This window comes from Fictibacillus phosphorivorans (assembly GCF_007673525.1).
Taxonomy (GTDB): domain Bacteria; phylum Bacillota; class Bacilli; order Bacillales; family Fictibacillaceae; genus Fictibacillus; species Fictibacillus phosphorivorans_C.
This window is the reverse complement of sequence record NZ_VDZU01000001.1, coordinates 1,024,502-1,038,181: the sequence shown is the minus strand read 5'-3', so window position 1 is coordinate 1,038,181 and position 13,680 is coordinate 1,024,502. Positions and strand designations below refer to the sequence as shown.

The 13,680-nt window shown below is 38.7% G+C and carries 18 protein-coding genes; 7 read left to right on the top strand and 11 right to left on the bottom strand.

Translation table 11 applies throughout. The annotated features are described in order from the left end of the window. Positions 1 to 24: 24 nt before the first annotated feature. Positions 25 to 1,194, top strand: a complete 1,170-nt coding sequence (locus tag FS458_RS04945) for a CapA family protein (RefSeq protein WP_260858400.1) — start codon at positions 25 to 27, stop codon at positions 1,192 to 1,194. A gap of 46 nt (positions 1,195 to 1,240) precedes the next feature. Here FS458_RS04945 and FS458_RS20585 read toward each other — a convergent pair whose 3' ends face one another. The 4 genes from FS458_RS20585 to FS458_RS04930 form a co-directional block, all read right to left on the bottom strand. Further along, on the bottom strand, positions 1,241 to 1,390 hold the full coding sequence (locus FS458_RS20585; protein ID WP_186320451.1) for a hypothetical protein: 150 nt from the start codon (positions 1,388 to 1,390) through the stop codon (positions 1,241 to 1,243). A 92-nt stretch (positions 1,391 to 1,482) separates the two neighbouring features. Beyond that, positions 1,483 to 2,802 (bottom strand): Na+/H+ antiporter family protein, encoded by a 1,320-nt coding sequence (locus FS458_RS04940; protein WP_144698364.1) that lies wholly within the window; start codon positions 2,800 to 2,802, stop codon positions 1,483 to 1,485. 151 nt (positions 2,803 to 2,953) lie between these two features. Next, positions 2,954 to 4,441 (bottom strand): leucyl aminopeptidase, encoded by a 1,488-nt coding sequence (locus FS458_RS04935; protein WP_144698362.1) that lies wholly within the window; start codon positions 4,439 to 4,441, stop codon positions 2,954 to 2,956. Positions 4,442 to 4,522: 81 nt separating this feature from the next. Further along, positions 4,523 to 4,900 (bottom strand): DUF309 domain-containing protein, encoded by a 378-nt coding sequence (locus FS458_RS04930; protein WP_144698360.1) that lies wholly within the window; start codon positions 4,898 to 4,900, stop codon positions 4,523 to 4,525. Between the two features lie 112 nt (positions 4,901 to 5,012). Between FS458_RS04930 and FS458_RS04925 the strand changes: the two genes are divergently transcribed. Beyond that, positions 5,013 to 5,495, top strand: a complete 483-nt coding sequence (locus FS458_RS04925) for a divergent PAP2 family protein (RefSeq protein ID WP_144698358.1) — start codon at positions 5,013 to 5,015, stop codon at positions 5,493 to 5,495. A gap of 13 nt (positions 5,496 to 5,508) precedes the next feature. After that, a complete protein-coding gene (locus FS458_RS04920; protein WP_144698356.1) occupies positions 5,509 to 6,339 on the top strand; it encodes a cobalamin-binding protein in 831 nt (276 codons plus the stop codon). Positions 6,340 to 6,353: 14 nt separating this feature from the next. Here FS458_RS04920 and FS458_RS04915 read toward each other — a convergent pair whose 3' ends face one another. From FS458_RS04915 to FS458_RS04900, 5 genes are all read right to left on the bottom strand, one after another. After that, positions 6,354 to 7,028, bottom strand: coding sequence for a 3D domain-containing protein (locus FS458_RS04915; protein WP_144703291.1), 675 nt, complete (start codon positions 7,026 to 7,028; stop codon positions 6,354 to 6,356). A 117-nt stretch (positions 7,029 to 7,145) separates the two neighbouring features. Then, a complete protein-coding gene (locus FS458_RS04910; protein ID WP_144698354.1) occupies positions 7,146 to 7,469 on the bottom strand; it encodes a YuiB family protein in 324 nt (107 codons plus the stop codon). A gap of 81 nt (positions 7,470 to 7,550) precedes the next feature. Then, positions 7,551 to 7,682, bottom strand: a complete 132-nt coding sequence (locus FS458_RS20580; protein WP_171005383.1) for a YuiA family protein — start codon at positions 7,680 to 7,682, stop codon at positions 7,551 to 7,553. Between the two features lie 225 nt (positions 7,683 to 7,907). After that, positions 7,908 to 8,396 carry an NUDIX hydrolase gene (locus FS458_RS04905; protein WP_144698352.1) on the bottom strand — a complete coding sequence of 163 codons (489 nt, stop codon included), beginning with the start codon at positions 8,394 to 8,396 and terminating at the stop codon, positions 7,908 to 7,910. A 79-nt stretch (positions 8,397 to 8,475) separates the two neighbouring features. Next, a complete protein-coding gene (locus FS458_RS04900) occupies positions 8,476 to 9,675 on the bottom strand; it encodes an NAD(P)/FAD-dependent oxidoreductase (RefSeq protein ID WP_066397232.1) in 1,200 nt (399 codons plus the stop codon). 373 nt (positions 9,676 to 10,048) lie between these two features. Between FS458_RS04900 and FS458_RS04895 the strand changes: the two genes are divergently transcribed. From FS458_RS04895 to FS458_RS20570, 3 genes are all read left to right on the top strand, one after another. Beyond that, the gene (locus tag FS458_RS04895; protein WP_144698350.1) at positions 10,049 to 11,026 is read left to right on the top strand and encodes an NAD(P)/FAD-dependent oxidoreductase; all 978 of its coding nucleotides are present in this window, start codon (positions 10,049 to 10,051) and stop codon (positions 11,024 to 11,026) included. A gap of 81 nt (positions 11,027 to 11,107) precedes the next feature. Next, positions 11,108 to 11,281: a hypothetical protein gene (locus FS458_RS20575; RefSeq protein ID WP_156499195.1), complete on the top strand. Its 174-nt coding sequence runs from the start codon at positions 11,108 to 11,110 to the stop codon at positions 11,279 to 11,281. A gap of 138 nt (positions 11,282 to 11,419) precedes the next feature. Next, positions 11,420 to 11,581: a hypothetical protein gene (locus FS458_RS20570; RefSeq protein ID WP_186320450.1), complete on the top strand. Its 162-nt coding sequence runs from the start codon at positions 11,420 to 11,422 to the stop codon at positions 11,579 to 11,581. A 52-nt stretch (positions 11,582 to 11,633) separates the two neighbouring features. Here the strand turns inward: FS458_RS20570 and FS458_RS04890 are convergent, their stop codons facing one another. Continuing rightward, the gene (locus tag FS458_RS04890) at positions 11,634 to 11,990 is read right to left on the bottom strand and encodes a HesB/IscA family protein (RefSeq protein WP_144703288.1); all 357 of its coding nucleotides are present in this window, start codon (positions 11,988 to 11,990) and stop codon (positions 11,634 to 11,636) included. Between the two features lie 78 nt (positions 11,991 to 12,068). Beyond that, positions 12,069 to 12,248, bottom strand: a complete 180-nt coding sequence (locus FS458_RS04885) for an aspartyl-phosphate phosphatase Spo0E family protein (RefSeq protein ID WP_144698348.1) — start codon at positions 12,246 to 12,248, stop codon at positions 12,069 to 12,071. Positions 12,249 to 12,560: 312 nt separating this feature from the next. Here FS458_RS04885 and mqnE point away from each other — a divergent pair, with 312 nt between their 5' ends. Beyond that, the gene (mqnE, locus tag FS458_RS04880) at positions 12,561 to 13,658 is read left to right on the top strand and encodes an aminofutalosine synthase MqnE (protein WP_144698346.1); all 1,098 of its coding nucleotides are present in this window, start codon (positions 12,561 to 12,563) and stop codon (positions 13,656 to 13,658) included. Positions 13,659 to 13,680 lie beyond the last annotated feature (22 nt).

Sequence of the window (13,680 nt, the reverse complement as noted above, 5' to 3'; positions counted from 1 at the left end):
TCCATTATGATAGACACAAAGGGGGTGTTACCACTGAAACGTCTTTGGTGGTTCACAGGAATTGTAGTCGTATTCTTTTCGACAATCGCATTTATATATATGTATAATAACGCAGATTTACAAACGGTAGAAGAAAAAAAGATACCGAAACAGGAAAATAGAGCTGAACCACAAGAAATAAAAACAGAACCGATCACTCCTCAACCTGAAGGAAAAACAACAGATCTTAAACTTGCTGCGATCGGTGACATCTTGATCCATGATACGGTCTATAATAAAGCAAAAACTGCAAATGGCTATGACTTTAATCGTAACTTCTCTCTAGTAAAATCATATTTATCTGAGCCTGATATTACGATGGCAAACCAAGAAACAATGATTGGTGGTACTCAGCTTGGTCTCTCATCCTATCCCTCGTTCAATTCTCCACATGAAGTTGGAGATGCGTTAAAAGCAACCGGCGTAGATTTAGTAACGTTAGCTAATAACCATACACTTGACCGGGGAGAAAAGGCGATCATCAGTGCTTTAAATTATTGGAATCAAATTGATGTGATGTATACGGGTGCCTATCTAACAGATAAAGATCGACAAAATATCAGGCTGATCAGAAGGAACGACATTACAGTATCCTTTTTGAGCTATACATATGGAACGAACGGAATTCCAGTTCCAACAGGAAAGAATCATCTTGTCAATCTGATCGAAGTAGAACGAATCAAGCGGGACATTAAAGAAGCGAGAACTTTATCAGATGTAAATGTGGTATCTCTTCATTTCGGTAATGAATATGAACGGATGCCAAATGAGTTTCAAAAGAACATCGTGAAAGTAGTAACCGAAGCCGGTGGAGACATCATTATCGGTCACCATCCACATGTACTGCAACCTGTTAAATGGGAAACCGCAAGTGACGGTTCAAAAACGTTCGTCGCTTATTCTCTCGGGAATTTCTTATCCGGTCAAAGACGTGAATATAAAGACATCGGTGGAATCGTTCAACTGAAGGTAACCAAACGACAAAAAGGAACGGAAAAAACCATCGAATTATCCGAACCGAAATTTCTTCCAACTTATGTAGATCAACCATTTGTGATCCATCCTATGAAAGACTTACCTGCCATGAAAAAGCCTTATGAAGAAATAAAAACACATATGAAGCAATGGGTTCCGGAACTTACTTTCTTCGAATAATCTTCTAAAAAAAGCTGACTCCGATTTTCATTGGAGTCAGCTTCTTTTACTTTCCTTTTGATCTTGGGCTTTGTGTATCTCTTTTTGGAAGTTCATCACTGAATTTTTCATCAGAAAACTCTACATTCGTCATGCTTTCAGTTGGTGTTGAGTTATTTTTCTTCGTTGCATCCCAAGAGTGTTTACGTTTAGTCATGGTCTTTCCCTCCTTGTTTTTAGCATGTGTATTTTTCGTAAAAATAATAAAAGAGACAGATTCTAAGAATCTGTCTCTACAAAATGGAATCGTTATAAAACCATCGCTGCAATAAATCCAAAAGCGATCAATGGGATATTGTAATGCAAAAATGTCGGTACACATGTATCCCAGATGTGATTATGCTGATTATCAACATTCAGACCAGAAGTAGGACCTAGTGTACTGTCAGAAGCAGGAGAACCAGCATCACCTAGAGCGGCTGCTGTACCGATCAAGGCGATTGTCGCCATAACACTTAAGCCTAATTCTCCAGCTAATGGGACAAAAATGGTTGTTATGATTGGAATGGTAGAGAACGAAGAGCCGATTCCCATCGTTACGAGCAATCCAATAACCAACATCAACAGTACGCCAAGAGCCGTCGAGTTGCCGATGAAAGCAGCACTGTCTTTAACCAATGTCTCTACTTCCCCTGTCTCGCGCATCACGGCTGCAAAACCAGCGGCAGAGATCATAACAAATCCAATATACGACATCATTTTCATACCTTCAGTTAATATTGCATCTGAAGCATTTAACTTTAACTGTCCACTGAAATACAGAACGATTATCCCTGATAATGCTCCGAAGATCATTGAATCCGTTTGTAGTTGTACAAACAATGTAGCCACAATAGCTAAAACAGCTACAAAGATCGAACGAACCGTATAAGATACATCGTCAGTTTTTGTCATTCCTGTCGTTCTATCTTCATAATTACGTGGTTTACGATACGTAATAAAGACAGCGATCAATAGACCAACAATCATTCCTAGAGACGGAATCGTCATCGCAGCAGGAATCTGATCCATCTTTACAGATAGTCCACTATCTTTCATGTTTGTTTGAAGAATCTCATGAAAGATCCCTCCGAACCCCACCGGGAACCACATGTACGGTGTGATCAATCCAAACGTAATAACAGTCGCAACTAACCTGCGGTCAAGCTGCAGTTCATTTAATACGTGCAGCAAAGGTGGAATAAAAATCGGAATGATCGCAATATGAACAGGAATTAAATTTTGTGAGAATGAAGAAATCATAAGGATGATAAATAAGATTAGTACTTTTGATAATGACTTCTTTTTAGATTCTCCTTCTTTTCCGACCAAGACGATTGCTTTTTCTACCATCAGTTTAGGAAGACCTGTGCGAGATAACGCAACGGCAAAACTTCCTAATAACGCATAACTTAATGCGATGACTGCATTTGATCCTAACCCTTCAGTAAATACTGTTATTGTTTCTGTTAAACCCATTCCTGCTACAAATCCGCCTACTAAGGCTCCAATTAGCAAGGCTACGACAACATGTATACGTAAAAGGCTAAGTACTAGCATAACAGCTACGGCTAATACTACAGCATTCATTTCATTTCCTCCTCAAACAACTTTATCGCTTTATTTCGCTAAATCACTAATATGTTAAACCTTTAACAAATTAACATGGATAAAGGGGATTTGTCAAACACAAAACAAAAACTGGCTCTCAACAGCGAGAACCAGCTTTTCATCGTTCTTATTAGGCTTTAAAATTTCTTACGAAGTTAACGAGAGTTCGAACCATAACACCAGTTGCTCCTTTAGGACCTAACTCTGTGGACTTTCCAGAATAAGCGGTACCTGCTATATCCAAATGGACCCAAGGCGTATTTTCAGCGAACTCACCTACAAACAATCCACCCGTAATAGCATGACCTAGTCTGCCTGTTGAGTTGTTAAGATCTGCAACATCACTTGTTTTTAACATATCTTTAAATGGCTGAAAACTTGGAAGGAGCCACAATAATTCCGCTTCATCCGCTGCAGATTGCTTAATATGTTCATAGAACTCTTCATTGTTTGTAAGAGCACCAGTTGTACAATCTCCTAGTGCAACGACCACTCCGCCAGTTAAAGTAGCAACGTCCACAATATACTTAGCCCCTTGTTCCTTTGCATACGTAATCGCATCGGCTAGAATGAGACGTCCTTCAGCATCTGTGTTTCGAACTTCAATAGTCTTTCCACTCAGTGAAGTGATCACGTCTCCTGGCTTCATTGCCTCTCCGTTGATCAAGTTCTCTGAAGATGGAATCACAAACATAATATTAATCTCAGGCTTCAATTGACCGATTGCCTCCATCGCACCCAATACTGCCGCACTTCCGCCCATATCGCTTTTCATTTCATGCATGTTGAGAGCAGGTTTAATGGAATAACCTCCCGCATCAAAGGTTAATCCTTTTCCTACTAGGGCAACATAAGAATCTTCCTTTTTCCCACCTTGATATTTTACCGTGATCAATTTAGGAAGCTGATCTGAACCTTTACTTACAGCAAGTATAGCTCCCATTCCCAGCTTCTCCATGTCTTCTTTTTCAAGAATCTCATATTCCATGCCATATTCAAGCGCCACATCAATCGCTTCTGCAGCAAGGTCTGTTGGTGTCAAAAGGTTCGCAGGTGTGTTCACAAGATCTCGAGCAAAGTTAATTCCTTTCGCATAAGCAAATCCGCTCGTCAGCCCAGCTTCAACTTCACTGTTTTCCGTATAAACAGTTACAGATTCTAACCGCTTTTGTGGTTCATTCGTTTTCTTTTTATAGTCTTCAAATTTATAAACTGCTGTACCCGCTGCTTCACTAAAAGCATGGGCAAGCTTTTCGATCGAAAGCTGGTCCGTATGGAACGTATCCAGCAATATAGAAAAGTGTGTTCTCTTTTCTTTTGTGATTTCTTGGACAGCTCTTCCGAACGTGCTTCTAGCTTTGTCATAAGAAAAATCTTCACGCTTTCCTAGACCTGCAAAATAAACTCTTTTCGTGCCGAGCTGACCAAGTGTATTCAGCTTTTTTATGCTTTTTAGGCGATTTGAAAGATCCCCTTCTTTTATAAGAACAGTAATTGTTCCACTTAATTCCTTATCCATATCTGCCATTACACCAGTAAGTTTTGGTTCTTGAAATAAACCGACCAGTAGGACTTCTTCTTGTTCGCTAGTATTCCAAAGTTGTTTAATCGTAAACATGTTAAAGTTCCCCCTTATTCGTTATAAAGCTCTGCATCTCATTATACTCTTTCTTTTAGAATATTTCGAATTCACGATTCTTTATTCTTCTAAATTTAAATAAAGTTTTGGAAGAACAGGCAGATGAACAACTTCTTCAAATGCCACTCTGTCTAGATCAATAGGGATGACTTTAAGGCACTGTTCAATAAATAATAGTACTTTCTCCACATTCAACTGCCAATGAATTGGTTTATACGGAGTTAGATACTCTTTACCTACTCTCATCATTTGTCTAGCTCCTTTAAGGTTTCCATATTCATAATGATAAAGAGCAACCGTCATCTGTAGCAATCCTTTAACAAACAGGTTACTGCGGTCAGTGAGCCACACTTCTTCTAACAGATCGTGACCTGTATAATAATCTCCATCGTTAAAAACAATGAAAAATTCATAATACTCCTCCGGAAAATACTCCATTCTTGTTTCCTCCTTCAATCCATGTTACGCAAAGATTGAACTAGTCCTAAATCGGGTAACAACTATCTAAAACAGCCATACTATAAACCACCCTATTGAAAGGATAATCCTCATGCCAGATATTCTATTGAACTTCCCATTAATAGCAGCTTTACTTGGTGTATTTTCTGCACAATTCTTAAAAATCCCTATCCATTTTTATCATACTAAAAAAATTAGATGGGAGTTATTTATTAGTACAGGAGGAATGCCTAGTTCACACTCAGCTGCTGTTACTTCATTAGCTACCGCCGTTGGAGCCTTACACGGAATGGGTTCAACTCTCTTCGCCATCGCTGCCATGTTTGCAATCATCGTCATGTACGATGCAAAAGGTATCCGTTGGCATGCAGGAGAACAAGCAGCCGTATTGAATGACTTAGTAGAAGAATTCAGAAACCATGTGAGAGAATCAGAGAGATTTCAAGAGAAAAAGGTGGAAGAACAAAGAAAAGAACTAAAAGAACTTCTTGGACATCGTCCTAGTGAAGTATTCTTTGGCGGACTTCTTGGAATTCTTCAAACATTACTCTTGTCATGGTTGTTCATATCATAGGAGGTTCTTCTCTTTGAGAATCATTTCAATTTGCCCAAGTAACACCGAACTGTTGCATTATTTAGGATTAACTTCACAATTGATCGGAGTCGATGACTTTTCAGATTGGCCAAAGGATATCGAAAAACTTCCGAGATTAGGTCCAGATCTATCGATTGATATGAACAAACTTCAATCTCTAGAGCCGGATCTTGTACTAGCCAGTTTAAGTGTACCAGGAATGGAGAAAAACATAGAGGAATTGGAACGACGTAGGATTCCACATGTCATTTATAATCCACAAAGTCTTACAGATATCCAAAAAGATCTGCTCGATCTTGGTAAAAGGACAAATAAGATGGCAGAAGCTAAAAAGGCAACTGAATGGATGAAGGATGAGATCAATCAATACGAGAAAATAAGCAACTCTATAAAAAACAGAAAAAAAGTATATTTTGAATGGTGGCCAAAGCCCATCTTTACGCCAGGTAAAGTGAATTGGCTCACAGAGATCGCTTATCTTGCTGGTGGAGAAAACTTGTTTCAAGACGTCGAACTGGCAAGTGTACAAACAACATGGGAAGACGTAGTTCGCCGTAAACCAGATATCATAGGAATGGTTTGGGTCGGTGTGAAAACAGATAAGATGCAGATTTCACATATTCAAAAGCGAGAAGGCTGGGACCATTTGGAGACTGATCTTCGTACTGAGATCTTCAAACTTGAGGAGTCCCTCTTCTGCCGTCCATCACCACGCTTAATCATCGGTATGAAACGATTAGCTGCACTTATACATCCGAACGATTTTCCTGTTTTCTTACCAGAGGAAGAAGAGAGCTACATAAAGAAGCTTCAGGTCACGTGAACCTGAAGCTTTTATCATTTGTATAAGTATTGCTGCCTAAACACTTGCATGGACTTTTCTTCGTTTAGATCATTCAGTTCATTTTCTGTAATCTTTCCGTCTCCACGCTCTACTATATAAACATCAATATTTTTCTTGCCCCACTTCTTATACACTTCGTCTACTGTGTTATAAAATAGATCTAACCTGTTACCTTTAATGGCTGATCCCGTATCTGCAACTACTCCATATCCGTATCCGGGAATCCATAGAACCGTACCGATCGGAAAAACTGCAGGATCTGCTGCAATGGTAGAATAAAGGTCTCTTCTCACCTTTAAACCTGATTTGGTGATTCCGTATGCAGGATGACTTTTCGACTTACCTGTACTCTCTTGACCTGCCGTGTAGCCTGTTGCAGTTACATGAACAGAAGGATATTGAGTAAGGTTCATCTCATCTTCAAGAGATCGCTGTTTCACCTCAGCAGATGATAGCATCAGGTTAGGCTTATAAATGGTAGGCAAAGTTTTTAAAGACTCTGTTAAAACACTAAGTGTCGTCTCAATAATCATGTTGTCTGATTGTTTTTCATCTAACCAAGTCGCTAGATCATCTGCCTCTACACCAGAAATGGAACGAAATGTTGTAAATACAGCACAAATAAATAGAATAACGATCGTGGTTCGCTTTACAATTTTTCTTAAAATCAACAAAAATTGTCCACTCCTCTCCTATCTATTCCTTCCCCGGCTGGTTGTTATGTATACCCGTTTGAAATAAAAGGAAAAAAAGTGCAAATAAAAAAACCCCTATAAGAGGGGCTTTTAAAACATCTGATAACCGCGTACTCGAAGCATCTTAATAGCAACTCCGGATAGAATCGCACCGATTAATCCGAATGCAAGTATCGTAATATCTGATGCTGATAAATTTAAAAGATCACTTCCAAGTAATTTAAAGCTCGTACCTGGCTTTGTAAAATATTCGAAAAAACGAATGTCATCTACAATCATTATGACGACTATTGGGTATAGAATAACCATAAACCAAGTAGCACGTAAGAGCATGTTAAACAAGAAACCGATTCCAAAGAAGAGAACCATAAACAGCAACATTGAAATAATGAATTGCGGCAATAGCAAATCCATGATGTAGACACCCCCATATATCTGAAGTTAGTTTACTAAACGGGGGCATATACGTCAATCGTGTTTGAGAGCGTTACAGTTCTAAGCTCTTTTTTTGCCGCTTCCGCAGCATTCCACACACGTTTCAGATCCTCCAAGCAAGAGCTGAAAATAACCTTTTCCCTCACAGTATGGACATTGATCATGTTTTTTCTGAATCGCATGTTTTCTCATGTTGTAACACTCCCTCTTTTTTTGTTTAAATTTTCAGATAATAATAACAAGGAAATGAAGGATTGAAAAACCTGTTTTAAAGCGAAATATTGCAATGTAAGCGTAATCATCATGAACATTCTTTAATTTTCAGAATATTTCGTACATTTTTGTTGTTCCTTCTATAAAATAATCAGAGCTACACTGAAGGCCCTGATCGAAACTTTCTCTTTATGTAAAACCTGACTATTCATGTCTGCAATCCATAATCTTATAAGTGGTATAACCAAATACATCCCCAGGATTAATTGTATCTTCTAAAAACTTCACTTTTCTATCCATAAAGTAATGAATCATTAGAGAAGTATCCGGATCTGCTCTTAGTTCTTCAGGCTTCATGAACGCAGCAGTTTCAATTTCATTTGAATGCTGTGAAAGATCTCCCTGCTTTTTTTTCAATAAGAACACAACCATATTATCACTAATCGTTTCTTTTATAACTCCTGAGCGTATACCAAGTATTGTACTAACTTCTCCAAAGATGCCTGTCTCTTCATAAACTTCACGAACAGCAGCCTCGTCAACCGTTTCTCCTGCATCTACAAAGCCAGCCGGTATGGACCATTTACCTTTAAGGCCACCATAGTTCTTTTTCACGACAAGCCACCTTCCATCCTCGTCGATCAGTAGGCCAGCCGCTGCAAGCCATACGTTTCCTCTGTCTTTTTTCGTCATTTAGCACGCTCGCCCTTTCTTAATGTAATAAAAAAAGAACAGAAGCTTTACGCTTCTGCTCTTAGTTTACCATTAACCATTAAAACAGTTTCAACTTACCTTTTTTAATAACCATCGGTACCCCACCAAGTAAGAACAGGTAACGGTTATCAATTACTTTTTTCATTGCAGATGCAGTTGCACCGAATAATTTTTTGTTTCCAACTTTACCAATCGCTTCACCTTTACCTAGGGACGCAACTGTACCTTTAATATCAGGTTTAAACTCTTCAAGCTTTCCACCGTTCATCAATGCTTTGATGTTACGGCCGATTGTATAAGCTTGTTGAATAGCGATTTGAGCAGTTGGAGGATATGGACGGTTTGCTTCCTCATCGATGATAAGTGCACAGTCTCCTGCAACAAAAATATAATCAAATCCAGGCATGCGAAGATCTTTGTCGACTTTAACGCGTCCACGCATCGTTTCGAAACCAGCTTCTTCAACTAGATGGTTACCACGTACTCCACCAGTCCAAACGATTGTAGCAGCTTTGATCTCTTCGCCATTTGCAAGGATTACACCATCTTCATTACACTCTTTAATCGGAGTGCTTACAAGAAATTCAACGCCACGACGTTCTAGGTTATTGATCGCATACTCAACAAGTTCTTCATCAAATCCAGGAAGTACTGTTGGAGCAGCCTCAATGTTCACGATACGAACTTTTTCACGAGGAATATCATACTCACGGCAAAGCTCAGGAACACGGTCAGCAAGTTCACCAACGAATTCAATTCCAGTAAATCCAGCTCCACCTACTACGATTGTAATAAGTTCATCAGGTTGTCCTTCGTTATTGTAACGAGCGAAAGAATAATCAATATGCTCGCGAATTTTACGAACAGAGTTGATGCTGCGAATGCTGAATGCATTTTCTTTAAGACCTTGGATACCAAACGTTTCAGGATCAGAACCAAGCGCAATAATTAAGTAGTCGTATGTTAATTCTTGATTATCTAAGATAACTAGCTTTTCATCTTTCTTGATTTCCTTAACTGTATCTTGAACAAAATTCACTTTGTTCATATCGATAATGTTATCGATCATGATACGAGTTTTGTCATGATGTAATGTTCCCGCTGCGTTCTCATGAAGCCACGTTGTTTGGTAATGATAGTTGTGCTTATTTACTAATGTGATCTCAGCTTCGTCAGAACCTAGCTCTTTTTGTAAACGTACAGCTGACATAATTCCGCCGTAGCCGCCGCCTAATATTAGAATTTTTGGCTTACTCATTTAAATTCACTTCCAGTTCTCATTTTTTTTAGTTTGACCTTTTCAATCATTAAATATGATGGAAAGGAATAGATTGTGATATATTTCACGTAATAAGATATAAATAAATGCAAAAAACGTTCGAAATATCGACATTTTTTAACCATACACCCTCATCTTATTCCTTTTTTCTTGTTTTTTCAACCCTTTTTTCGATATGATGATGTTTCAAATTCTTGTGGAGTATGCCTTTCTTATCATTGTTTCGATTGTCAAAATCTACAATCAAAAGAGGACTTTGGGCTTCCTTCAAGAATGTAAAATGAGAGATAGCACGTTCTGGTCAGAACATATTCCATGTTCATCAGTCATAAATCTAGAAGAGGTGAAAGTTATGACAAAAGAAATTTACGATATCACAATTATTGGCGGAGGACCTTCAGGCTTGTTTGCTGCATTCTATGGTGGCATGCGCCAGATGAAGGTGAAGATCATTGAGAGCATGCCTCAACTTGGCGGTCAATTATCTGCTCTCTATCCTGAAAAGTACATATATGATGTTGCCGGTTTTCCCAAAGTACTTGCTCAAGATCTCGTTAATAACCTGAAAGAGCAAGCGATGCAGTTCAACCCAACAGTGGTCTTAGAGGAATCCGTTCAAAACGTTGAAAAGAATGAAGAAATCTTCGAATTAACAACAGATAAAAATGTTCATTACAGTAAGGCAGTATTAATTACGGCTGGCGTAGGTGCATTTCAACCTCGTCGTTTAGAACTAGCGACAGCTCAACAATACGAAGGCAAAAACCTGCATTATTTTGTAAATGATCTAAACGCATTCGCAGGAAAACGTGTATTAGTTTGTGGCGGAGGAGATTCTGCTCTTGATTGGTCATTAATGCTTGAACCTATCTGTCCAGAAATTACTTTAACCCATAGACGCGATAAGTTTCGTGCACACGAACATAGTGTTGAGCAACTTATGAATTCAAAAGTTGCTGTTAAAACACCTTATCAAATAAAAGAGTTGATCGGTGATGGAAATACGATCTCAGCCGTTGTTTTAGAAAATGGGGATGTAAAAGAAACGGTTGAAGTGGATGCTGTTGTCGTTAACTATGGTTTCATCTCATCTCTCGGTCCAATTAAAACGTGGGGCCTAGATATACAAAAGAATTCAATTGTTGTAAATTCCAAAATGGAAACAAATATTAAAGGAATTTATGCGGCTGGTGATGTATGTACGTACGATGGCAAAGTAAAGTTGATCGCTTCTGGTTTCGGAGAAGCGCCTACAGCAATTAACAATGCTAAATCCTATATCGATCCAAACGCGAAGACGCAACCTTTGCATAGCACAAGCTTATTCTAAACTTAAGTTGGCGCGGGGAAAGTTCCTGCGCCTATTGATTTTTTTAACAAGTACCTATTGTTTTAAAGGAGAAAGTAGGAAATGAACAGACAGTTTACTGAAGAAGAAATGCATGTCGCTGACTGCCTTCAAGAGATGCAAAGGATCATCAATCAGTTACATATCACAGACGAATCCTTTCTAGAAGATACGAAAAGAGAACTTCCACGTTTAACAGAGTTATTGCAAGACCTAGAAAAATACACGGTGGAATAAATTGCTTATGGATAGCAAACGTCATATTTGTTATGATTGTTTGTGAGGCGGACAAGTGCCGCTGACTGATATGAATTTTTACCCGGTGTTGGCGCGCCGGGTTTTCTTTTACCCTTTTTAGTTAAGGAGAATTACATAATGAAGACTAACTTAATACTGGGAATTGTTTTCTTTATACTAGGTACCTTTTTAATGCCACTTGGTTTAAGAGAGCAACAAAAGCAAAAGAAAGTTTTACTTATTAGTGCTGCTGTCTTATCAGATATACTTGGCGTGTTGTTTATCTTTAATATTCTTTAAAACAAAAAAAGCTCCCGACTCTTCTTCTAGAGGCAGGAGCTTTTTCTTTTGTTTAACACTCTTCTGGTGTTCCAGCGTTTGTTGCTGTACGGAATGATGATCCACAGCCGCATGACGCGATTGCATTCGGGTTTGTAATCGTAAACCCTCCACCCATCATGTTCTGTTTAAAGTCAACAACCGTTCCTTTTAGAACTTTCGCACTTTCTTCATCCACTACTACGCGAATTCCTTCAATGATCTCTTCTTGGTCTGAGTCACTCTTATCACTATCAAAACCCATACCATAAGAAAGACCTGTACATCCTCCGCCTTTAACTGCTACACGGAGAAATTGGTTTTGATCTTCTTCATCAGCTAGCATCTCTTTAATTCTACTCGCTGCACTTTCTGTTATTTCAACGATCATCATGATCACTCCTCTAATAAGGATCTATATCTATAGTATAACGACTCTTAAATAAGCCCTCAAGGAATCGGCTTTATATTAATTATCCCTTTGCTGCATCTCCATGATCTTATTATGTGTCTCATCAATTTTCCTACTATAATTTAGCACCATGGGATGCTGCAGACCGAGCGCGTTCGCCGCCTGTATCATTTTATTACGCAATGCCTCTAATTGTTCGATCTTCTCAAGTCTAGTGGCTGGTATTGTGGCTTTCATTTTTGTCACTCCACTCTTTGTTTTCAACATATCCGTTCCTTTTATTTTACATTTTTTCTATTTATTAGACAACGAGTCGCTCGTAAAAAAACTAAACTTTTTACATACAACCTACCTGTAAAAAGCAGCTTCCCTTGTCGTACAGTTTGAATAGGATTATAATGATTATGCAATTAAGACATGTATTGAATTTTCATAATACATAAGTATTCGTATAAATTTGGTAAAGAGAGAGTGTCGCTTTATGCCTATCTCTTAAAAAATTGTGTACATCATCCGAACATTTCATTTGAAAAATTAGGGGGATTAGTAATGGCAAATATATTAACGCTAGATACGCGCATGGAGGCAATCGCTGAGAAGGTTACTCACGGTGAGCGTCTTTCTATTGAAGACGGATTATATCTTTATGAAACAAACGATCTTTTGAGCGTTGCTTCCTTAGCAAATGAGGTAAACACGCGTAAGAACGGAGACCACGTTTATTTTATCGAAAACTTGTACATCAATCCAACAAACGTTTGTGAAGCCACTTGTAGTTTCTGTGGATTTAAGCGCAAGCCTGGTGAAGAAGGCGCTTATACAATGAACGATGAGCAGTTGTTGAGCTATGTTGAAAAACGCTGGAACGATAATATTCGAGAGTTTCATATCGTAGGTGGCCATAATCATGAAGTGCCATTCGATTATTATCTAGATACGATTCGTACTTTAAAGAAACATTATCCTCAAGTCACGGTTAAAGCCTATACAGGTGCTGAGATCGAGTTCTTCTCTAGAATTGCTGGACTTTCAATGAAAGAAGTATTAGAAGAATTGATTAAAGCGGGTCTTGATACGATGCCAGGAGGTGGTGCTGAAATTCTTACAGAACGCTACCGTTTAAAAATGAGCCCAGACAAAGCATCGACTGATCAGTGGCTAGAAGCACACGAAATCGCTCATGGATTAGGCTTAAAAACACATGCAACAATGTTGTACGGATCTATTGAGACGAAAGAAGAACGTCTCATTCATATGGACCGCTTGCGTCAACTTCAAGATTCAACGAACGGATTCATGGTATTTATCCCGCTAGCTATGCAGCCTCGTACACAATCAATGGGGTTGATGAGAAGAACTTCCGCTTTTGATGACATGAGAACAATCGCGATCAGCCGACTCATGCTAGATAATTTTGACCATATCAAAGCGTATTGGATCAACATTGGCGTTCAGTTAACTCAAATGGCATTAACGTTCGGTTCTAGTGACATCCACGGAACGTTGATCGAAGAACGTATCTCTCATGCAGTTGGAGCATTAACATCATCAGGTATCACGCGTAAAGAACTTGTCCATTTAATTAAAACAGCTAACAAAGTGCCTGTAGAACGTGATACATTCTATAACATCATTCAAAAATACTAAAAAAGTGGAGGCGAATGTGCCT